Here is a 22,123-nt window from a genome sequence, read left to right as displayed (position 1 = left end):
CGGCGCCCGGCCCGGCGGACCGGATCGATACTTCGATGCCGTTCCGAACGGCAGAACGCCCCGGATGGCCGGGGCGTTCTGGTTTGAAGCCTGGCGCCTGGATCAGGCCGGATCTTCCTCTTCTTCCTCGACCTGCGGCACCGGCTCTTCAGCGGCCTGTGCGGCGGCCTCGGCCTGCGCGTCGTAGGCCTCGTTCACCGCATCGGTGGCGTAGTCCGCTTCCGCGGCAGCGGTCTCGGCTGCCTGCGCTGATGCCTCGGCGGTCTGGGCAGCCTGCTCGGCCTGCTGCGCGGCGATCTGGGCGTCGCGGGCCTGCTGCTCGACCGAGGCATCCTGGGCGAACGCGGGGGCGGCGAAGGCGGTGGCGACAATGGCGGCGAACAGCACGTTGCGGGTCTTCATGAGGACTCTCCGGATTTGAGTTCGAAAGATGGAGCAGCAAATCGTCTTGCAAACCATCCGCGGCGGAGCGGCGGATGAAAGGTGTCGGCTGGACTGCTCGACGTTTCGAACCTAGCCATCCGTTCCCGGCCCGCAACTGAACAACGGCCTGCTTACGGGCGGTGCACACGACCCTAACTTCGTTGCAACCGCTTACATCCAGCAGTGGCGCGGATCGCGCGAGATCGCGCTGCAACGTGCCCGCAAATCGGCGACGCGGCAATTCCTTTAACATGCGCCGATTCCCGCCGCGCAGCATCGAATGAACACCCGCTACAACGCCGCCGACATCGAAGTCCTCTCCGGCCTGGATCCGGTCAAGCGCCGCCCCGGCATGTACACCGACACCACGCGCCCGAACCACCTGGCGCAGGAAGTCATCGACAACGCCGTCGACGAAGCGCTCGCCGGACACGCCCGCGAGATCGCCGTCACGCTGTTCAAGGACGGCAGCTGCGAGGTGTCCGACGACGGCCGCGGCATGCCGGTCGACATCCATCCGGAAGAGAAGATTCCCGGTGTGGAGCTGATCCTCACCCGGCTGCACGCGGGCGGAAAGTTCAACAACAAGAACTACACCTTCAGCGGCGGCCTGCACGGCGTCGGCGTCAGCGTGGTCAATGCGCTGTCGACGCTGGTGGAAGTGCACATCAAGCGCGACGGCAGCGAACACCGCATCACCTTCCGCGACGGCGACCGCGCGTCGCCGCTGGAAGTGGTCGGCACGGTCGGCAAGAAGAACACCGGCACCCGGGTGCGCTTCTGGGCCGACCCGAAGTATTTCGACAGCCCCAAATTCAGCGTGCGCGCATTGCGCCACTTGCTGCGAGCCAAGGCCGTGCTGTGCCCGGGTCTGACCGTGACGCTGCTGGACGAAGCGACCGGCGAACGCGACCAGTGGCTGTTCGAGGACGGCCTGCGCGATTACCTCAGGGGCGAACTGGCCGAGCGCGAGCTCCTGCCGCCGGAGCTGTTCGTCGGCGCACTCAAGAAGGACACCGAGACCGTCGACTGGGCGGTCGCATGGGTGATCGACGGCGAGCTGGTGCAGGAGAGCTACGTCAATCTGATCCCGACCGCGCAGCACGGCACCCACGTCAACGGCCTGCGCACCGGCTTCACCGATGCGCTGCGCGAGTTCTGTGACTTCCGCAATCTGCTGCCGCGCGGCGTCAAGCTGGCGCCGGAAGACGTCTGGGATCGGGTCGCCTTCGTGCTGTCGATGAAGATGACCGACCCGCAGTTCTCCGGCCAGACCAAGGAGCGGCTGTCGTCGCGCCAGGCCGCGGGCTTCGTCGAAGGCGCCGCGCACGATGCTTTCAGCCTGTGGCTCAACCAGCACACGGACCTCGGCGAGAAGATCGCCCAGCTGGCGATCGACCGCGCCAGCGCGCGGCTCAAGACCGAAAAGCAGATCGTCCGCAAGAAGGTCACGCAGGGTCCGGCGCTGCCGGGCAAGCTGGCCGACTGCATCAGCCAAGATCTCTCGCGCACCGAACTGTTCCTGGTCGAGGGCGACTCGGCCGGCGGCAGCGCCAAGCAGGCGCGCGACAAGGACTTCCAGGCGATCCTCCCGCTGCGCGGCAAGATCCTCAACACCTGGGAAGTCGCCAGCACCTCGGTGCTGGCATCGGAGGAAGTGCACAACCTGGCGATCGCGATCGGCTGCGACCCGGGCAAGGAGGACATCTCAGGCCTGCGCTACGGCAAGGTGGTGATCCTGGCCGACGCCGACTCCGATGGTCTGCACATCGCGACGCTGCTGTGCGCGCTGTTCCTGCAGCATTTTCCGGCGCTGGTCGCGGCCGGCAACATCTTCGTCGCGATGCCGCCGCTGTTCCGCGTCGACGTGGGCAAGCAGGTGTTCTACGCGCTGGATGAAGAAGAGAAGCGCCTGCTGCTGGAGAAGATCGCGCGCGAGAAGCTCAAGGGCCAGGTCAACGTGACCCGGTTCAAGGGCCTGGGCGAAATGAATCCCTCGCAGCTGCGCGAATCGGCGATCCATCCCGATACGCGCCGCCTGGTGCAGCTGACCATCGACGACGATCTGCAGACGCGCTCGCTGGTGGACATGCTGCTGGCGAAGAAGCGTGCCGGTGATCGCAAGGCGTGGCTGGAGACCAAGGGCGATCTGGCGACACTTGAGGTCTGAGCGTGACGGACGCCGCGTCCGTCCGCGAGCACGACGACCCGACTGAGTCGGCGCCCGTCGACGCCCACGGCGCCGTGACCGTCATCCACTAGACGCCGACCTCGCTGTGCGCCGACCACGCGCTGTCGCGAGCCTGTTCGCGCTCGGTCTGCTGGCCGGCTGGTCGACCCGAGGCAGTGCGGCTTTGCCGGACTCGACTGCGCCGCCCGCATCCTGATGGCGAGCCTGCTGGGCTGGGTTGCCGGCGCGCTGTGCGCAGGCGCCGCGCTCGAACACGGCGAACCCCGCCGGTTCGCACTGAGCATGTTCGGCTTGAACCTGCTGCCTTTGCTCATTGCCCTGGCGATCGGCGTCGTCGTTCTGTCGCGCGAGCCGATTTACACCTGCGACACGATGGGTGCGGCGTCCCACTCACGACACCCTAACGCCTGAACACGCATTCCGGGACACAATCGGGGAATGCCACTTCCCGACCGCCATCTCGATCTCGGCTGCGGTGATGCACCGCGAAACCCCTATGGTCGCGCGCAGCTGTGCGGCATCGACATCCGCGCGCCCGAGCGCGAGGTCGCACACGAGCATCGCACTGCGAACCTGGTGGTTGCGCCGATCCCCTACCCCGACGGCAGCTTCGGCTCGGTGTCGGCCTACGACTTCATCGAGCACGTACCACGGATCTTTCCGGGGGACGACGGCGGCACGCGCTTTCCGTTTATCGAACTGATGAACGAGATCTGGCGCGTGCTCGCGCACGATGGCCGTCTGTACGCGCTGACGCCGGCGTTCCCGCATACCGATGCCTTCGTGGATCCGACGCACGTCAACATCATCACCGACGACAGCCACACGTATTTCTGCGGGCCCGCGCCCGACGGGCGCATGTACGGCTTCCACGGGCATTTCGAGATCGTGCGGGTGATCCGCACCGAACGTGGCGCGGCCTACAGCGCCCTGCCCGGCTCGCCCCAGAATCACCGCCCGCGCAAGCGCGCCGCGCGCGCATTGCGGCGCTGGCTTCGCTGGATGCGCGGTCGCGCGCACACGCCGCGCGCGCCGTACCTGCTGTGGGAACTGCGCGCGGTCAAACAGGCACCGCGTCAGGCCTGATCGCTGGTGTCGACGACGCGCCCCGGAATGCGATGGGTGCGGCCGAGCTGGGCGAAGATCGCCGCTGACGCCAACGTCAGCGCGCCGATGCAGACGAAGGTCCAGCGGAAGGCCGCGAGCACCGGCGCATCGCCAGCCGGCTCGCCGCTGAAGGCGCCGAGCAGCCCGCCGGCGGTGGCGACGCCCAGGCTCATCGCCAGCATCATGACCATCGACAGCAGACTGTTGCCGGCGCTCGCTTCGGGGCCTGACAGGTCACGCAGCGCCAGGGTGTTCATCGCAGTGAACTGGAGCGAGTTGACCGCGCCGAAGATCGCGAACTGCACGATGTGCAGCCAGGTCGGCTGGCCCATGTCGACCAGCGCGAAGCTCGCCATCGTCAGACCGGTCAGCACGGTGTTGACCACCAGCACGTTGCGGTAGCCGAAGCGCTGCACCAGCGGCACGACGATGCGCTTGGAGAACATGCCGGCCAGCGCGACGGGAATCATCATCAGCCCGGCGCGGGTCGGTGGATAGCCCAGCGCGACCTGCAGCAGCAGCGGAATCATGTAGGGCATGCCGCTGCTGCCGAGGCGCGCGAACAGGTTGCCCAGCAGACCGACGCTGAAAGTGCGCGTGCGGAACAGCGTCAGCGGAAACAACGGCGCGACCGCCCGCGCGGCGTGCAGCCAGTACGCGACCAGCGCGGCGAGGCCGATGACCAGCAGCACGACCAGCGCCGCGTGCCGCGCCGCGTTGCCCGACAACGCCTCGACCGACAGCGAGATCGCGATCATGCCGAACGCGAGCATCGCGTAGCCCGGCAGGTCGAAGCGCGACACCGGCGCGCGCAGATCGGGCATCCACTTCAAAGCCGCAATCGCACCGAGCACACCCAGCGGCAGGTTGATCAGGAAGATCCAGTGCCAGGACGCGACCTCCGTCAGCCAGCCGCCGAGCGCCGGCCCGATCAGCGGACCGATCAGGCCGGGCACGGTGACGAAACTCATCGCCGCCAGGAACGCCGTGCGCGGCACCGCGCGCAGCACCGCCAGTCGCCCGACCGGCAGCATCATCGCGCCGCCAATGCCCTGCAGCACGCGAGAAGCGACCAGCGCATCGAGATTCTGCGACAGCGCGCAGGCCAGCGACCCGGCGGAGAACAGCACGATTGCCGCGACGAACAGACGCCGGGTGCCGAAGCGGTCGGCAAGCCAGCCCGACGCGGGAATCAGCATCGCCACCGTCAGCGCGTAGGCCACGACGACCGACTGCATGCGCAGCGGCGACTGGCCCAGATCGACCGCCATCGACGGCAGCGCGGTGTTGACGATCGTGGTGTCGAGCATCTGCATGAACACCGCCGCGGCCACCAGCCACAGCATCGGCTTGAACGGCCGCAGCAGTTCGGCATCGCGGGCGCGCGCGTCGCTCATGCGCGGCGGACGTCTCCGATGGCATGCCCGATCGCGTCTTCGATCAGCGTGCGCAACAGCGGTTGCAGCCGGCCGGCGCGTGCCGCATCCCAGGCGAACGTGTCTTCGTCCATGTAGCAGCGCTGGCTGATTTCCAGCTGCACGGCCTCGACGCCGGTCTCCGGCCGCCCGTAGTGTCGGGTGATGTGGCCACCCCTGAAACGACCATTGGCGACGAAGCCGAATGTCGACTGCGCCTGGAGCTGCGCGGTCATCCGCGCTTCCAGTTTGGCGCTGCAGCTCGCCCCGCTGGCGGTGCCGAGATTGAGATCGGGCAGCGGGCCTTCGAACAGGAACGGCAACGTGCCGCGGATCGAATGCGCTTCCCACAGCACCACCCGGCCATGCGCGGCATGCAGGCGCGCGATCTCCTCACCGAGCGCGGCGTGGTAGGGGCGCCAGTAGGTGTCGACGCGCGCGGTGATCTCTTCGGGCGTCGGCTCGGCGCCCGGCGCATAGACAGGCCCGCCGTCGAAGCGCTTCACCGGGCACAGTCCGGTCGTGTTCTGGCCCGGATAGAGCGACACGTCGTCGTCGGACCGGTTGAGGTCGACGACATAGCGCGAATGCGTCGGGACCAGCATCGAGGCGCCGAGCTCGCGCGCGAATGCATAGAGATCGGCGACGTGCCAGTCGGTGTCGGGCACGCGGCGCGCTTCGTCCGTCAGTCGCGAGGCGATCGCTTCGGGGACGTGCGTGCCGTTGTGCGGCACGCTGATCAGCAGCGGCGCGTCGCCGCGATGGAGCTCGAAGAGGTCGGTGCGCATGGGCGCATTGTAGGCGCGGCCCGGTCACCCGGGGTCCGCGCCGCGGGCGCTCAGCGCATCAGCACCACTTCCTCGGCGCTGGTGGGGTGGATCGCGATCGTGTCGTGCAGATCGTCGAGGGTTGCGCCCATCTTCAGCGCGACCGCGAAGCCCTGCAGGATCTCGTCGGCCGCATCGCCGAGCAGATGGATGCCGACCACGCGGCGCTCGTCGCCAACGCAGATCAGCTTGAACAGGCTGCGCTGGCTCGATTCGGCCAGCGCCTCGCGCATCGGGCGGAAATTGCTGCGATACACGTGCACGTCCTCGCCATGGGTCTCGCGCGCCTGCACCTCGGTCAGGCCGACCATGGCCATCGGCGGATGCGAGAACACCACCGACGGCACATTGCCGGTATCGAGCTTCGCGTCCGGCTTGCCGCCGAACAGGCGATCGCACAGACGACGCGCCGCCGCGATCGCGACCGGGGTCAGCGTCGGTCCGCAGCCGCAGATGTCGCCGACCGCGTACACGCCAGGCGCAGGCGTGGCCTGCCACGCGTCCACCGGGATGTTGCCGGCGGCGTCCGGCGTGATGCCGACGGTGTCGAGTCCGAGATCAGCCGTGTTGGGACGACGACCGGTCGCGAACAGCACCTCGTCGTAACCACCGCGCGACGTCCCGTCTTCGGCTTCGAGGCGCAGACCGTCCGCATCGCGATGCAGGGCCTTGAGCCCGTAGCCGAACACCAGATCGATGCCCTGCTGGCAATAGTTCTCCTGCAGCTGCGTGACGAGTTCGGCATCGGCCTGGCGCAGCAGGCGCTGTTCGCGCACGAAGACATCGACCTGGCTGCCCAGTGCCTGCAGCACGCCTGCAAGCTCGATGGCGATATAGCCGCCCCCGATGATCGCCACGTGCGGCGGCGCCCCGCACCAGCGGAAGAAGTCATCGGAAATCGCGCCCAGTTCGGCGCCGGGAATATCAGGGCGCTGTGGATGCGAACCGGCCGCCAGCACGATATGTGGCGCAGCCAGACAGGTGCCGTCCTCACATTCGACGCGGTCGCGCCCAGCGAGCCGTCCGCGCGATGGCAGGACCAGAATGCCGTCGCGGTCGAGCCGCTTGCGGTAGCTCTCGTGGATGCCGTGGATGTAACGCTGGCGATCAGTGATGAACTTCGGCCAGTCGAATCCGACGCGACCATCCACCGGCAGGTCGAACCCGAGTTGCGCAGCCTGCCGGATGCGCTGCCCCAGATCGGCCGCGAGCCACATGGCCTTCTTCGGCACGCAGCCGACGTTGACGCAGGTGCCGCCGAGCGGCTGCGGCTCGAGCACCGCGACGCGCTGGCCGTGTTCGGCCGCGCGGAACGCGGCGGCGAGGCCGCCAGAGCCGCCACCGATGACGATGAGGTCGAAGTGCAGCAACGCGGCATCGTCGTGTTGCACAGCGCTCATGCGAACCGCGCCGGCGCGTAGGGGGCAGGGTCGAAGCGCGGCGCGTGGCCGCAGATCAGATCGCTCATCAGGTGTCCGGTTGCCACGCTCATGCTGACGCCGAGCATGCCATGCCCGGTCGCGAGCCAGAGGTGACGATGGCCGGGTGCGAGGCCGAGAATCGGCACGTCGTCGACGCTGACCGGGCGCCAGCCGTACCACTCTTCCTCGCGCACCGGACCGACCGGTTCATGCAGGTATTCGCGCGCCGCGCGCTCCAGCGCATCGAGACGCACGCGGTTGAGCGAACGGTCGTAGCCGGAGAATTCCATCGTGCTGCCGAGCCGGAAGCCGCTGTCCCAGACCGTCACGCAGACGCTGCGTTCGTGCAGCACCATCGGCGTGCGCGGCACGATCGACGGACGCGAATAGGTGATCGAATAGCCCTTGCCCGGTTGCACCGGGACGCGCAGCCGCAGCGACTTCGCGAGCAGCGGTGACCAGGCGCCGGTCGCGAGCAGCAGATCGCGCCCGGTCAACACGCCCAGGCTGGTGTCCACGCGCACGCCGTCGCCGGTCTCTTCGATCGAACGCACCTCGCAGTGCTCGACCAGTTCGCCGCCCAGCGCGCGGAACGCGCGTGCCAGGCCTGCGACGTAGCGATCCGGACGCAGACGCGCATCGCCGGGAAAGCGGACCGCGCCGACCACGCCCTCGCGCAGGGCGGGCTCCTGACGCAGATAGTCGGCGCCGTCGATGCGCTCGACCGCGACACCCAGCGCGCGCAGTTGCGTGGCTTCGTCCTCGAACGCATCGAAATCGGCGCGGTTGCGGTAGATGTAATCGACGCCGGAGGCCTCGAATTCGCAGTCGATGCCCAGCGTCTCGAGCCATTCCGGAAACGCCGCGCGCGAGGCTTCGAGAATCGTCGAGCGCGCGCGCATCGCGGCGAGCCAGTCGGGCCGGTTGCAGTGGCGTGCGAAGCCGATCATCCAGCGCCACAGCGCCGGGTCGAACCGCGGGCTCACCCGGAACGGCGCGTCGGGCATCAGCATCCAGCGCAGCGCTCTGGCCACGGTGCCGGGCGCAGCCAGCGGTGCAGCGTGACTCGGCGTGATCGTGCCGCAGTTGCCGTGCGAACTGCCGCAGCCCGCGGTGCCGGCCTCGAGCACGCGCACGCCGCGGCCGGCCTGCAGCAGCGCAATGCCGCTGGCGAGGCCGATGACGCCGCCGCCGACGATCAGCACATCATCCCGCGTGCTCACGCGTGCGCCCTCACGGCAGGGCGGGAATGCGCCGCCAACCCGGACGACGTCCGTAGGTCAGCCAGCGCCAGGTCCATTCCATCGGTCCATAGCGGTGATGCGACAGCCACGCATGGCTGATCCCGACCTGCAGCGCGAAAACGCCGAGCACGATGCCGGTCTGCGCCGCGCGGCCCGGTTCGCCGAACAGGCCGGCGCCGTAGCCGTAGAACAGCAGCGAGCAGATCAACGACTGACCGAGGTAATGCGTCAGCGCCATGCGGCCCGCCGGGGCAAATACGCCGAGCACGCGCGCGCCTGCGACACGGGTCCAGGCGAGCACGATCAGCGCGACGTAGGCCAGCGACATCGGCAGCGCGCCACACAGCATCAGGCCCTGCGCCAGCACACCGCGCGGATCCATCGCGCCCAGCGTGAAGGTGGTGCCCACGGTGACCGCGAGCGCGGTGAACAGCAGACCCACCGGCAGGGTGATCGCCAGCAGGCGCCACCAGAAACGTCGATGCGAGGCCGGCGCCTGCAGCCAGCCGCCGGACATCAGCCAGCTGCCGACCAGAAACACGCCCAGCACCATCGGCACCATCATCGTCTGGCCCATCAGGCCGATCTGCGCGTAGTCGCTGACGCGCTGCACGAGCACCGCACCGAAGCCGCCGTCCGGGTACACCAGCGCCGCACGTTCGGCGCTGGCCGCCATCGGCGCGGACATCTCGGCCAGCGCACTCTCGGGCAGGACGAACATGACCGCGGCAAACAGCAGGTACAGCGCCGCGATGCCGGCGTACAGCAGCAGCCCGGTCAGCAGTTGCCACCTGGGCGCCATCGTGCGCATCGCCATCAGGATGGCGCCGGTGATCGCATAGGTATGCAGGATGTCGCCCGGCCACAGCAGCACGATGTGCAGCACACCGAACAGCAGCAGCGCCGCCATCCGGCGCAGATAGACGCGTTCGACCGACAGCCCGGCGGCGGCGATCCGGCCGCTCATCAGCACGAAACCCATGCCGAACAGCAGCGAGAACATCGTCCAGAACTTGCCGGCCACGAACACGTGCACCACCCACGCGACCGCATGGTCGAGCCCGGTCGCATCGGCCGGAATGCCCGAGCCCATCTGCTGCATCGGGCGGTTGAACCATTCGATGTTCATCGCGAACACGCCGAGCAGCGCGACGCCGCGCAGCACGTCCATCACGTCGAGACGCTGACTGGTGGGTACCGGTCCGAGCGCGGCCTGGGTCTGCATCCTGCGGTCCTCGCGATGTGGAACGCCGCCGGCGTCAATGCCGGCGGCGCGGTCCTGACTCAGTGCTGGTGACCGCCGTCACCGTGCACGTGGCCGTGCTCGACTTCCTCGGTCGAGGCTTCGCGCACTTCGACGATCTCGATGTCGAACTGCAGATCCTTGCCGGCCATCGGATGGTTGAGGTCCACGTCGACGACGCTCATGCCGACCTTCTCGATCGTCACCGCGCGCGGGCCGAAACTGGTGTTGAGCACGACCTGCATGCCCGGCGCGAGCTTCTGGTCGCCGAAGTGCTTCTTGGGCACGCGCTGGCTCATGCCGTCGCGGCGCTCGCCGTAGGCATCGGCTGCGGTCACGTCGGCCTTGAAGGTGTCGCCGGCTTCGTGGCCGTCCATCGCCTTTTCCAGACCCGGAATGATGTTGCCGTGGCCGAACAGGATCGCCAGCGGCTCGCGCTCGCGCGACGTCTCCACCGGCTCGCCGCCGGCCTCCGCGACGCTGTAGTGGAAACGGACGACGCGGTCTTTCTCGATCTTCATTGCTGGAATATCCGGATAGCGCGGCAGCGCCGCTTGAGGAGTGATGTGTGGCTGGGGCAGGATGCCTGCGATGCAATCCACCAGGCGCCCCATGCAAGCAACCCCACATTATCCGGACTCCGGCACGCCGGCGCCAACCGCTGCGCGTCGATGGCTGGTTCCGCTACTCCTCGGGACGCTCGCACTGGCCGCCTGCGGACGCGGCGACGTGCGCCCCACCCCGCCCGCGGCGAAGCCGCAGGCCGCCACCCGCGCCTGGACGCCGGTGGCCCCGGCCGACCCGGCGGCTGCAAATGCGGTGCTGATGCGGGCGATCAGCCTCGTCGGCACGCCCTATCGCTATGGCGGCAACACACCCGAGGGCGGCTTCGACTGCAGCGGGCTGGTGAACTACGTGTTCCGCGACATGCTCGACCTGCGGCTGCCGCGCACCTCCCGCGAGCTGTTCGCCTACCAGGGCCCGAAGATCGAGCCCGCCCGCCTGGCCACCGGTGACCTGGTGTTCTTCGGCAGCGGTGGCAGCGTGACCCACGTCGGCATCTATGTCGGCGAGGGCCGCTTCGTGCATGCCCCGAGTACCGGCGGCACCGTGCGGCTGGACCACCTGGACGGCAGCTACTGGGTGCGGAACTACTCCGGGTCCAAGCGCGTCCTCCAGTAGCACGCCGTCCGGCGCCCCGACAACCCGCGCGGTGTGGTCCGCTGCGTGCGGTACTTATCGATTCGATGTATGGCGGGTCCATGCGCAGCGGGCTGTGGTGTCCTGCTGCGGATCGACGCACCACTTCCGACGGCGATCACGCCGGTCCGCCAATCTTCCGCGCGGTATTCAGATGCGCGCGCATTCACAATTTCACATCGTGATCGCAGCGCCAAATTTCACCCGTCGGACCTGAAGACCGCGCCGCTTTCTCCACATGGTCTTCACCGATTTCTGTTCAAAAACGAGGACTTGTACGCATTCATTAATTTTTGTTTAACAACTTTCACATCTTCGTCCGGTAGCTTCCCCCGCTGGTCCGCGACAATGTGAAACCCACGTGACGATGACAGACGTAACGCCAGGCGCCCGCGCCAAACGCCACAGCCGCCTTCGCACCGCCCTTGTCGCAAGTGTTCTCGCACTCTCCGCAGCACCCGTTTTCGCAGGCCCAGGCCTCGCTGGCGACTCCGCCGACCAGATCGAAGCGACCACTTCGGTCGCCCGCGCGCTCACCGCGCCGACCGCTCAGCTCGCCCAGCCCGAGATGCTGCTGGCCAGCGACATCAACCAGTTGATTGCGATGGACGTCGACAAGCCGGTCCAGGCCGACGGTCGCGTCGAGGGCCTGCTCAAGCGCGCCCTGAGCTTCATCGGCACCCCGTACCGCTGGGGCGGTTCCAGCCCCGACAGCGGCTTCGACTGCAGCGGGCTGGTGGGCTACGTGTTCCGGACCGCGCTGGGCATCGACCTGCCGCGCGTCTCCCGCGACATGGCGCAGAACGGCGAGCGCGTCGAGCGCACCGCCCTGACCGCCGGCGACCTGGTGTTCTTCGGCCGCCGCGGCAACCGGATCGATCACGTCGGCATCTACTTGGGCGACGGCCGCTTCGTGCACGCGCCGCGAACCGGCAAGGACGTGATGGTTTCCGAACTCAACTCGGGCTACTGGGCCACCCGCTTCCAGTCCGCACGCCGCGTCGCCGGCGTCTGAGGGCTGACACCCGGACACCAAAAGGCCGCCGAATGGCGGCCTTTTGCATTGTGGGAACAGCGTCTGGTGGCGGGCAGAGGGTCTGGACGCCCGCTCCCGCATGCGGGGGCGGCTTGGGTGGGGGCGAGCCGTGGAGACATCGATCAAACGATGTGCACCCGCGGGCGTCGCGCCTGCCGGTTCCGCTGGGCGCCAGAACCCGGGCGTTCAAAGCGGATGCCCGGACACCTGCAGCGCGCCCGCATCAGCGGACGCCACCGCGAGGGCTTGCCCCCACCCATCCCTCTCCCGCATGCGGAGGGAAGGGCTTTGGTCCTGCAGCACCTGATACGCCCAGCACCTGAGAGAGTGAGTGGCGATGCAACCTGACATCCGCGTTGCGCCCGCGCCGAAACAGAAAAAGGCCGCCCGAGGGCGGCCTTTTCGTCAACGCGGATCGAGTACGCCCCGGGCAGCTGAGCCCGCGCCGCACCCTGCGTCACGCGCGGCTGTCGCGGCGCTCCTGCGGACGGCCGGCGCCCGGACGGTGCTGCTTCGGGCCCGCGTGCGCGTGCACGCTGCGGTCCATCGGCTTGCCGTGACCCCGGTTGCCCGGCTTGCGCGGTGCGCGCTCGCCACCGGGCTTCTGCTCGCCCATGCGTGCACCCGGGCGGCCGGCAGACGGCTGACGACGCTGACCGCCACCGTTCTTCGGGATGGGTGTATCGAGCCGCACCGGCTGGCTCGGCTCGAAGCCGGGCACCGCGGTCAGGTCGATCTCGGCCTTGAGCATGCGCTGGATCTGGCGCAGCAGACCGCCCTCTTCCGGCGAAACCAGCGACAGCGCTTCGCCCGTCGAACCGTTGCGACCGGTGCGGCCGATGCGGTGCACGTAGTCCTCGGCGACCATCGGCAGATCGTGGTTGATCACCAGCGGCAGGTTCGGGATGTCGAGACCGCGCGCGGCCACGTCGGTGGCGACGAGGATGCGGGCACGACCGGACTTGAACATGTCCAGTGCCTTCTGGCGCTGCGCCTGGCTCTTGTTGCCGTGGATCGCGACCGCCGGCAGACCCGACTCGGCCAGCTGCTCGGCCAGACGGTTGCAGCCGTGCTTGGTCTTGCCGAACACCAGCACCTGGTCGGTGTGGCGCTTGGACAGCAATTCGACCAGCAGGTCGCGCTTGCGGCTGTTGTCCACCGGATGCGCGCGGTGCGCGATGGTGTCGGCGATCGTGCTGTTCTGCGCCACCTGCACCTGCTGCGGATCACGCATGAACTCCAGCGCCATCGCCTTGATGCGCGGCTCGAACGTGGCCGAGAACAACAGCGTCTGACGCTGCTTCGGCACGCGGTTCATGATGCGCTTCATCTGCGGCAGGAAGCCCATGTCGAGCATGCGGTCGGCCTCGTCCAGCACCAGCACTTCGATGGCGTCGAGCTTGGCGTGACCGCTTTCCATATGGTCGAGCAGACGACCCGGGCAGGCGATCAGCACGTCCACGCCGCGACGCAGGTTGTCGATCTGCGGCTGCATGCCGGCGCCGCCGAAGATCGTCGTGACGTTCAGGCGCAGGTGGCGACCGTAGGTCTTGAGGTTCTCGGCGACCTGCACCGCGAGCTCGCGGGTCGGCACCAGGATCAGCGCGCGCGGCTTGCGCGGGCCCTTGGGCGGCGTTTCCTTGGCGAGACGCTGCAGCAGCGGCAGACCGAACGCGGCGGTCTTGCCGGTACCGGTCTGGGCGCCGCCCAGCACGTCGTTGCCGCCGAGGATCAGCGGAATGGCCTGGGCCTGGATCGGCGTGGGCGTGTTGTAGTCGTTTTCGGCGAGCGCGCGCAGCAGCGCGGGCGACAGCCCGAGGTCTTCAAACGTCATTGCAATGGAACTCCTTGCGATTCCGCACGCCACCGTCTGCGAATCGTGCGGACGCACGACACCGGAACGGAAACGCTGGGAAGTCTTGCTCGGAGCTATCCAGAACCGCGCTGCGAGCAATGATGAAACGGCTGCCGGATGCTCCGGGCCGTGGTCTGCGCGACGAAAGACGTGCGGAATAAGTCCGCGCGGATCAGGAATCGATCAATGCGGAAGGCGTACCAGGATCGTATCTGCCGGCGCGGATCGCGTCGGACAGGGGCAGCCGTGTTGCAGAACGGGGCCGAGTCTACGCCAATTCAGCCTGCAGCTCCAGCGGTCGGCGACGGGTCGCGACAGCCGGCGGTCAGGTGCCGCAGACGACGCGTGCAATGCCGCCGCTGGGCGCCCGTCCCGCACTGTGCCACCCTTCACGCTTCCTCGACAGGAGCTCCCCATGGCCGTCCGCTCCAGTGCGCCATCGACGCCGATACTGCTCGCACGCGTTCTGATGGCCAGCCTGTTCGTGGTGCTGGGCGGCTGGCGGGTCTGGGGCGCGCTCAACGGTATGGCGCTGTCGAATGCCGCGCTGGTACTCAGCGTCGGTGAACTGCTGTTGGGCCTGCTGTTGCTCGGTGGCTGGCGGGTGCGCTGGATCGCGCTGTTGGCCGCAGCGCTGCTGGTGTCGGACGCCGCGCTGTCGCACCCGTTCTGGGCGGCACGCGCGTCCGCCCACGATGGCGAGCTGCTCCACTTCATGAAGAACATCGCACTCGCCGGCGGCTTCCTGCTGCTGGCGACGACGTCACCCAGGAAATAGGCCATGGCCACCGAGGCCCACGAAACCACCAGCCAGCTGATCCAGGTCGTTGCCCTGCTCGGGGCCGCAGTCGTCGCGGTGCCGCTGTTCCGCAAGCTCCGGCTCGGTTCGGTGCTCGGGTACCTGGCCGCGGGCCTGGCGATCGGGCCGTTCGGCTTCGGCTGGTTCTCCGATCCACAATCCATCCTCCACGTCGCCGAACTCGGCGTGGTGATGTTCCTCTTCGTGATCGGCCTGGAAATGCGGCCTTCGCACCTGTGGAGCCTGCGCCGGCAGATCTTCGGCCTCGGCGCGCTGCAGATCATCTTGAGCATCACCGCGCTCACCCTGCTCGGCAAAGCATTCGGTTTTCCGTGGCCGATCGCGTTCGTCGGCGCCGCCGGCTTCGTGATGACCTCGACCGCGGTCGTGATGCAACTGCTGTCGGAGCGTGGCGAGACCGCCCTGCCCCACGGCCAGAAAATCGTCTCGGTGCTGCTGTTCGAGGATCTGCTGATCGTGCCGCTGCTGGCGCTGCTCGCATTCCTCGCGCCCACGCCGGAGGCCGCGGCCGACGCGCCCTCGCGCTGGACGTCGATCGCCATCGGCATCGGCTCGCTGGCCGCATTGATCGTCGCCGGCATCTATCTGCTCAATCCGATGTTCCGCGTACTGGCCGCGGCCAAGGCGCGCGAGGTCATGACCGCGGCCGCGCTGCTGGTGGTGCTGGGCGCGGCGCTGCTGATGCAGCTCGGCGGCCTGTCGATGGCGATGGGCGCGTTCCTGGCCGGCGTGCTGCTGTCGGAATCCTCGTTCCGGCACCAGATCGAAGCCGACATCGAACCCTTCCGCGGCATCCTGCTGGGTCTGTTCTTCCTCGGCGTCGGCATGGCGCTGAACCTGACGGTGGTCGCGGCGAACTGGCCGCTGATCGTCGGCGGCGTGCTCGCGGCGATGGCGACCAAGGCGCTGTGCATCTACCTCGTCGCGCGGGTGACCCGCAGTTCGCATCCCGAAGCGCTGGAGCGCGCGGTGCTGATGGCGCAGGGCGGCGAGTTCGCGTTCGTGCTGTTTTCCACCGCCGCGGCGACCGGCCTGATCGATGCCGAGGTCAATGCGAACCTGACTGCGATCGTCGTGCTGTCGATGGCGCTGACGCCGCTGGTCGTGCTGATGACCCAGCGTTTCATCGTCAAGGCCAAGGCTGCGCGGCCGGACGACGTGGAAGACGTCGCGGGCCAGAGCGGCAGCGTGCTGATCATCGGCTTCGGCCGCTTCGGACAGGTCATGAGCCAGTCGCTGCTGGCGCGCGATATCGACGTCACGATCATCGACACCGACATCGAGATGATCCAGAGCGCGGCCGAGTTCGGCTTCAAGGTCTACTACGGCGATGGCACCCGCCTCGACGTGCTGCATGCGTCCGGCGCCCGCACCGCGCGTGCGATCGCGATCTGCATCGACGACCACGCGGCTGCCGACCGCATTGTGGAACTCGCCCATCACGAGTTCGCGCAGGCCAAGCTGCTGGTCCGCTCGTTCGATCGCGAGCATTCGCTGAGACTGGTCAACGCCGGCGTGGATTTCCAGATCCGCGAGACCTTCGAGTCCGCGGTGCAGTTCGGCGCTGCGGTGTTGCGCGAGCTCGATGTGTCCGAGGACGACGCGGCCGCGATCGCGGCCCAGGTGCGTCGCCTCGACGGGGAACGGTTCGAGCTGGAAACGGCCAGCAACGACACCCGCGCCGGCATCCCGCTGATCATCAAGAATACGAATGCACCGGGCCCGAAGCCGACCCCGCTGACGCGCCCGCGCCGCGAGAGCAAGCGGCTCAACGATCCGGCGGCCGGGACGCCCGGCGCCGAATCGACGACGCCCTGACCGCAACTGCAGGCGTGTGCGGACCGGACATCGCCAGCGCCTGACAGGCCGGGCGCCACGAAGCGCACAGCCAGCGTCCACGGGGGTGTACGCACGACTGGGCGACCCACACACGCATGACCTTCGACACCCCCGACGCTGCCGGGGCAGGCGTAGAGTGCGGCCACACCGGGCGCCGCCCGGCGGCCCTTCCTCTACGGAGATTCCACGTGATTGCCTTCGCACCCAAGCGCCTGTTGCTGACCTGTTCGGTCGTGCTGGCGCTGTCCGCCTGTTCGGGCGGCCAGGACACCCCGCCGGCCACGGCCGCTGCGCCGGCAACGGATGCCGCCGCGCCAAAGAAACTGACGCTCGACGAGAGCGCGCTGCCCGGCGTGAACCGTTTCGAGATCGGCGATCTCGACACCAGCAAGAACGCCTGTACCGATTTCGACGCCTACGCGAACGGCAAGTGGCTCGCCGCCAACGCCATTCCCGGTGACCGCACCTCGTGGGGCGCGTTCGAGATGCTCGACGAGCGTTCGACCGCAATCCAGCGCCAGCTCGCCGAGCAGTCCGCGGCCGACACCGCCGCGACCGGCGTCGAGAAGATCGTCGGTGACTTCTGGGCCACCGGCATGGACGCAGCCAAGATCAACGCCCAGGGCGTCGAGCCGCTGAAGGACCGCCTGGCCGCGATCGAAGCACTGGCCGACGGCCCGGCGGTCGCCGAGTACCTGCGCCAGACCTACGCGCGCGGCGAAGGCGGTCTGTTCGGCTTCGGCCCCGAGGCCGATTTCGACGTACCGACGATGAACATCGCCTATGCGATGCAGGGCGGCCTGGGCCTGCCCGACACCAGCTACTACACCGATGCCGACAAGGCGCCGGTGCGCGAGCAGTACGTCGCCCACGTGGCGAAGATGCTCGAGCTCTCAGGCGTGCCGGCGGCCGATGCGGCGACGCAGGCCAAGTCGGTGCTGGCGTTCGAGACGCGTCTGGCGTCGAAGTCCAAGTCCAGCGTCGAGATGTCGCGTGACGTGAAGCTGTTCTACAACCCGGTCACGCCGGCCGAAGCCGATGCGCTGACCCCGAACTTCCCGTGGACGGCATTCTTCGAATCGCAGGGCGTCGCGGTGCCGGAAAAGTTCTCGCTGGCGATCCCGGACTTCCACAAGGAAGTCAGCGCGATGCTCGGCGACACGCCGGTCGCCGACTGGCAGAGCTATCTGCGCTACCACCTCGTCGACGGCGCCGCGCCCTACCTGGGCGATGCGTTCGTGCAGGAGAACTTCGACTTCTACGGCAACAAGCTGCGCGGCCAGAAGGAACTGAAAGCGCGCGAGAAGCGTGTGCTCGACACGCTCAACAGCCAAGCCGGCGAAACGCTGGGCCAGCTCTATGTGCAGGTCGCGTTCCCGGCCGAGTCCAAGGCGCGCATGGAAACGCTGGTCAAGAACCTGAGCGAATCGCTGAAGGTGCGTATCGAGAACCTGGCCTGGATGAGCGACGAGACCAAGGCCAAGGCGATGGAGAAGTGGGCCTCGTTCACGCCGAAGATCGGCTATCCCGAGAAGTGGCGCGCGTGGGACGGCCTGTCGACCTCGCGCGACAGCTACATCGGCAACGTGCTCGCCGCGACCGAGTTCAACTACAAGTGGATGCTGTCGAAGATCGGCCAGCCGGTCGACAAGACCGAGTGGGGCATGACGCCGCAGACGGTCAACGCCTACTACAACCCGCTGCAGAACGAGATCGTGTTCCCGGCCGCGATCCTGCAGCCGCCGTTCTTCGATCCCAACGCATCGGATGAAATGAACTACGGCGGCATCGGCGCGGTGATCGGTCACGAGATGACCCACGGCTACGACGACCAGGGCAGCCGCTTCGGGCCGACCGGCAAGTTCGAGAACTGGTGGACCCAGGCCGACTCGGCCGGCTTCACCGGCCGCACCGATCTGCTGACCTCGCAGTTCAACGCCTACGAGGCCGCGCCGGGCAAATACGTCGACGGCAAGCTCACCCTCGGCGAGAACATCGCCGACCTGGGTGGATTGGCGACGGCCTATGACGCGATGAAGAAAGCAGCCGGCGACACACCGGACCCGATGACCGACGGTCTGAGCCGCGACCAGCGCTTCTTCCTCAACTGGGCCACGGTGTGGCGTCGCAACTTCACCCCGCAGGAACTCGACGTGCGGCTGAAGACCGACTCGCACGCACCGGCGAACTTCCGCGCGATCGGCGCGCCGTCGAACCTGCCCGCGTTCGCGGCCGCGTTCGAGTGCAAAGCCGGCGATCCGATGGTGCGCAGCGGTGACCAGCAGGTCGTGATCTGGTGATCCACGCGGCATCGCGGTAACGACGAAGCCCGGCAGCGATGCCGGGCTTTTTCTGTTTGGCCCCCACCCCGCCCGTGTAGGAGCGCGCTTGCGCGCGATGGAGCTTCCACGGTGAACCCATGTCGCGCGCAAGCGCGCTCCTACCGTCAGCAGCAGATCCAATCGAGCTGAACAGGTTGAGCCGAACGATCGATGTCGTTCCGGCTGCGGACGCCATCGCGCGCCATCGCCCACGCGGTCAATCGCACCGTTGCGGCATCGCGCAGCTTGCTAGACTTGCGCGATTCATGCCCGCACGGACTCCGCAATGCCGATCCAGCACACGCTCGCCCGCCCCGCCCTGCTCGCCGCCTCGATCGCACTGCTGGTCGGCCTGAGTTCCGATGCCGATGCGCAGCGTCGCCGCGCCGCCGCGCCCAAGGGTCCGCCGCCGGTCACCGCCTGCACCGATCTCTACAGCTTCGCCAACAAGGACTGGCTGGCCGCGAACATGGTCGTCGCCGGCCAGGGCACGCGTTCTGCCCTCGGCGAGCTGCAGGCGCTCGCGCTCACCCAGCAGCACGATCTGCTCAATGCCGCGATGACGTCGCCGCAGAACGACGTGCAGCGTCTGCTCGGCGACTTCTGGGCCAGCGGCCTCGACGAGGCCGCGGTCGAAGCCGACGGCGCCAAGCCGATCGCACCGCTGATCGCACGTATCGACGGCATCCGCCGGACCCGTGACATCGCGCCCGCACTTGCGGCGCTGCACCAGGTCGGCATTCCGGTGCTGTTCGATTTCGGCGCCGAAGTGGACCTTGCCGATCTCAACCGTCACGTCGGCTACTTCACCCAGGGTGGCCTCGGCCTGCCGGACCCGGCGTACTACAGCCGCGGCGACGCCGAGACCCAGCAGATCGTTGCGCAGTACACCCAGTACGTGCGCAACATCCTCGCGCTGACCGGCACCGCCGAGGATCGTCTCGATGCCGAAACCGCGCTGGTGATCGATCTGGAACGCCGCATCGCGGCCGCGTCCAAGCCGCTGGCCGAACTGCGCGATCCGCGTGCGCAGTACGCGCTCGTCGACACGGCCGGTCTCGACAAGCAGTACCGCCGCCTGCAGCTGGGCGAGTTCCTCGCCGCACAGGGCGTGCAGGCCCAGCAGGTCTCGCTGGCCAACCCGGCACTGTTCACGCAGCTCGACACGCTGGTCAACTCGCTCAAGGCCGAACAGTGGAAGGCGTACATGCGCTTCCATATCGGCAATGCGATGGCGCCCTACCTGTCGAAGAGTTTCCGTGACGCCGAGTTCGATTTCCACGGCCGCATCCTGCGTGGCGAAAGCGCGCAGCCGACGCGTCAGCAGCTCGTGCTCGGCGCGATCAACCGCGCGGCCGGCCCGATGATGTCGCGCGAGTACGTGGCCGCGTATCTGCCCGAGACCACCCGCGCGCGCGCCGAGACCATCGCCGGGCAGGTGCGTGACGCGCTCGGCCGCGGCATCGAGCGCAACAGCTGGATGACCCCGACTGCGAAGACCGAGGCGAAAGCCAAGCTCGCCGTGCTGAAGATCGAGATCGGCGCGCCGGTGCAGGACATCGACTACACCGTGCAGCCGATGGGCCGCGCCAGCTTCGGCAGCAACATGCTGATCGCATCCACTTGGCGCCACGCCCAGGAAATGCGCCGCATCGGCCAGGCCAACGCCGGCCGCCGCTGGGACGTGCTGCCGCAGACGCCGGCGCTGGCCTACGACCTCGCGCAGAACCGCCTGATCGTGTCCGCCGCGGTGCTGCAGGCGCCGGTGCTCGACGTCGCAGCCGAGGCCGCCACGCACTACGGCACCTACGGCGCGCTGGTGGGCCATGAGCTGAGCCGCGCGATCGACATCAAGGGCAAGCAGGTCGACGCGACCGGCACCGTGCGCACCTGGTGGAGCACCGACGACGACGCCGGCTGGCTGACCGCCACCGACAAGCTCGTTTCGCAGTACAACGGCTACGGCTACCCGGGCCTGACCGGCACGCAGGTCAACGGTGCCCTGACCCGCGACGAGAACGCCGCCGATCTCGCCGGCGTGGAGCTCGCCTGGGACGCGCTGCAGCAGTCGAATCCCGAGCTCGCGCAGCCGGGCAAGGAAGCGTTTTTCCGCGGCTGGGCGCAGCTGTGGCGCCAGCAGTCGGCGATCGACACCGCGACCCGCAATGCCGCCACCAGCGTGCATGCGCCGGGCCAGTGGCGCGCGAATGGCCCGGTGGCGAACCTGCCGGTCTACACCGAGACCTTCAAGTGCGGCGCCAACGATGCAATGACCCGCAAGGCCGAGGACCAGGTGCGTATCTGGCGCTGAGCCGGGGCTACGTCGCGACACGAAGATGCGCCGGCTTGTCCGGCGCATTTTTTTTGGGCGTCTTGCGATGCGTCAGGCGAGTACTGGGGCTCGCCGACGCTCGACCATGCGCCGAGTGGTGAGGCTTCAGGAGGTAGAGCGCAGCGAAACCCGACGGAACCGGGCGTCTCAGACCCGCCGCACGTGCCGCTTGCCGCCGCTGCGGTTGAACGGCGGACGCCCGCGCCAGTGCTGCAGCAGCAGCCAGCCGAACAGCATGCCGCCCAGATGCGCGAAGTGGGCGACGCCCGAACGCGTGCCGGTGATGCCGAGCACCAGTTCGACCAGGCCATAGACGATCACCAGCGTGCGGGCACGCATCGGGATCGGCGGAAACAGCAGCACCAGACGCTGATTGGGGAACAGCACCCCGTAGGCCAGCAGCAGGCCGAACACGCCACCCGACGCACCGAGCGTGGGATACGGGAACGCACCCTGCGCCAGCGACCAGGTCACCACGCCGAGCTGGCACAGGCCCGCACCGACCACGCAGACCAGGTAGTAGGTGACGAAGCGCCGCGTGCCCCAGGTGTGCTCGAGCTGCGAGCCGAACATCGCCAGGGCCAGCATGTTGAATGCCAGATGCCCGATGTTGCGCGGGTCGTGCATGAAACCGTAGGTCACCAGCTGCCACGGCTGGAAACCGAGCCCGCCCGCATCCGCGCCGCCCAGCGGCCACAGCATGAAATACGCAAGCGCATTGCCGATCGACAGCTGCAGCACGAACACGACGACATTGATGGCCAGGATCACTTTGACGGCCAGCGGCAACCTCGGGAACATCCGGACTCCTCGTTTTCGGGTGCCATGATACCGGCGCGATTGTGTAGA

General features: G+C 68.1%; 17 protein-coding genes and 1 pseudogene. 9 read left to right on the top strand and 9 right to left on the bottom strand.

What is annotated here, in order from left to right:
• Positions 1-102: 102 nt before the first annotated feature.
• Positions 103-402, bottom strand: coding sequence for a hypothetical protein (locus AC3IRM_RS04935; RefSeq protein WP_489205130.1), 300 nt, complete (start codon positions 400-402; stop codon positions 103-105).
• 301 nt (positions 403-703) lie between these two features.
• Between AC3IRM_RS04935 and parE the strand changes: the two genes are divergently transcribed.
• The 3 genes from parE to AC3IRM_RS04920 all read left to right on the top strand — a co-directional run bounded on the left by parE (position 704) and on the right by AC3IRM_RS04920 (position 3,700).
• Positions 704-2,593, top strand: a complete 1,890-nt coding sequence (gene parE / locus AC3IRM_RS04930) for a DNA topoisomerase IV subunit B (protein ID WP_489205129.1) — start codon at positions 704-706, stop codon at positions 2,591-2,593.
• Positions 2,594-2,809: 216 nt separating this feature from the next.
• Positions 2,810-3,025, top strand: coding sequence for a hypothetical protein (locus AC3IRM_RS04925; protein ID WP_489205128.1), 216 nt, complete (start codon positions 2,810-2,812; stop codon positions 3,023-3,025).
• 27 nt (positions 3,026-3,052) lie between these two features.
• Positions 3,053-3,700, top strand: a complete 648-nt coding sequence (locus AC3IRM_RS04920; protein ID WP_489205127.1) for a methyltransferase domain-containing protein — start codon at positions 3,053-3,055, stop codon at positions 3,698-3,700.
• Here AC3IRM_RS04920 and mdtD read toward each other — a convergent pair.
• The 6 genes from mdtD to AC3IRM_RS04890 are packed head-to-tail and all read right to left on the bottom strand — an operon-like array spanning position 3,691 to position 10,392.
• Complete coding sequence (gene mdtD / locus AC3IRM_RS04915; protein ID WP_489205126.1) at positions 3,691-5,118, bottom strand: multidrug transporter subunit MdtD; 1,428 nt, start codon at positions 5,116-5,118, stop codon at positions 3,691-3,693. The two genes, AC3IRM_RS04920 and mdtD, sit on opposite strands and share 10 nt — an antisense overlap.
• Positions 5,115-5,924, bottom strand: a complete 810-nt coding sequence (hutG, locus tag AC3IRM_RS04910) for an N-formylglutamate deformylase (RefSeq protein WP_489205125.1) — start codon at positions 5,922-5,924, stop codon at positions 5,115-5,117. Before hutG ends, mdtD begins: the two co-directional genes overlap by 4 nt.
• Before the next feature lie 50 nt (positions 5,925-5,974).
• Positions 5,975-7,363 carry a glutathione-disulfide reductase gene (gene gorA / locus AC3IRM_RS04905; RefSeq protein WP_489205124.1) on the bottom strand — a complete coding sequence of 463 codons (1,389 nt, stop codon included), beginning with the start codon at positions 7,361-7,363 and terminating at the stop codon, positions 5,975-5,977.
• Complete coding sequence (locus AC3IRM_RS04900) at positions 7,360-8,607, bottom strand: NAD(P)/FAD-dependent oxidoreductase (protein ID WP_489205123.1); 1,248 nt, start codon at positions 8,605-8,607, stop codon at positions 7,360-7,362. The genes gorA and AC3IRM_RS04900 overlap by 4 nt, the downstream gene beginning before the upstream one ends.
• Before the next feature lie 10 nt (positions 8,608-8,617).
• Positions 8,618-9,853: a DUF418 domain-containing protein gene (locus AC3IRM_RS04895; RefSeq protein WP_489205122.1), complete on the bottom strand. Its 1,236-nt coding sequence runs from the start codon at positions 9,851-9,853 to the stop codon at positions 8,618-8,620.
• Positions 9,854-9,912: 59 nt separating this feature from the next.
• Positions 9,913-10,392 (bottom strand): FKBP-type peptidyl-prolyl cis-trans isomerase, encoded by a 480-nt coding sequence (locus tag AC3IRM_RS04890; RefSeq protein ID WP_489205121.1) that lies wholly within the window; start codon positions 10,390-10,392, stop codon positions 9,913-9,915.
• Positions 10,393-10,483: 91 nt separating this feature from the next.
• On the opposite strand from AC3IRM_RS04890, the gene AC3IRM_RS04885 reads away from it, so the two are divergent.
• Both AC3IRM_RS04885 and AC3IRM_RS04880 read left to right on the top strand, forming a co-directional pair.
• Positions 10,484-11,053 carry a C40 family peptidase gene (locus AC3IRM_RS04885; RefSeq protein WP_489205120.1) on the top strand — a complete coding sequence of 190 codons (570 nt, stop codon included), beginning with the start codon at positions 10,484-10,486 and terminating at the stop codon, positions 11,051-11,053.
• 385 nt (positions 11,054-11,438) lie between these two features.
• Positions 11,439-12,086, top strand: coding sequence for a C40 family peptidase (locus AC3IRM_RS04880; RefSeq protein WP_489205841.1), 648 nt, complete (start codon positions 11,439-11,441; stop codon positions 12,084-12,086).
• Positions 12,087-12,547: 461 nt separating this feature from the next.
• Here the strand turns inward: AC3IRM_RS04880 and AC3IRM_RS04875 are convergent.
• A pseudogene (locus AC3IRM_RS04875) lies at positions 12,548-13,941 on the bottom strand (DEAD/DEAH box helicase); the annotation flags it as partial.
• Between the two features lie 436 nt (positions 13,942-14,377).
• Here AC3IRM_RS04875 and AC3IRM_RS04870 point away from each other — a divergent pair.
• From AC3IRM_RS04870 to AC3IRM_RS04855, 4 genes are all read left to right on the top strand, one after another.
• Entirely contained in the window at positions 14,378-14,740 is a 363-nt protein-coding gene (locus tag AC3IRM_RS04870) for a hypothetical protein (RefSeq protein ID WP_489205119.1), read from the top strand.
• Between the two features lie 3 nt (positions 14,741-14,743).
• Complete coding sequence (locus AC3IRM_RS04865; protein ID WP_489205118.1) at positions 14,744-16,600, top strand: monovalent cation:proton antiporter-2 (CPA2) family protein; 1,857 nt, start codon at positions 14,744-14,746, stop codon at positions 16,598-16,600.
• A 233-nt stretch (positions 16,601-16,833) separates the two neighbouring features.
• Complete coding sequence (locus AC3IRM_RS04860; RefSeq protein ID WP_489205840.1) at positions 16,834-18,921, top strand: M13 family metallopeptidase; 2,088 nt, start codon at positions 16,834-16,836, stop codon at positions 18,919-18,921.
• Positions 18,922-19,228: 307 nt separating this feature from the next.
• Positions 19,229-21,253, top strand: a complete 2,025-nt coding sequence (locus AC3IRM_RS04855; RefSeq protein WP_489205117.1) for a M13 family metallopeptidase — start codon at positions 19,229-19,231, stop codon at positions 21,251-21,253.
• A 168-nt stretch (positions 21,254-21,421) separates the two neighbouring features.
• Here AC3IRM_RS04855 and AC3IRM_RS04850 read toward each other — a convergent pair whose 3' ends face one another.
• Positions 21,422-22,075: a rhomboid family intramembrane serine protease gene (locus AC3IRM_RS04850; protein WP_489205116.1), complete on the bottom strand. Its 654-nt coding sequence runs from the start codon at positions 22,073-22,075 to the stop codon at positions 21,422-21,424.
• Between the last annotated feature and the right edge of the window lie 48 nt (positions 22,076-22,123).

The organism is Luteimonas sp. KH_071, from assembly GCF_057838005.1.
This window is presented reverse-complemented; position numbering and strand designations above follow the sequence as displayed.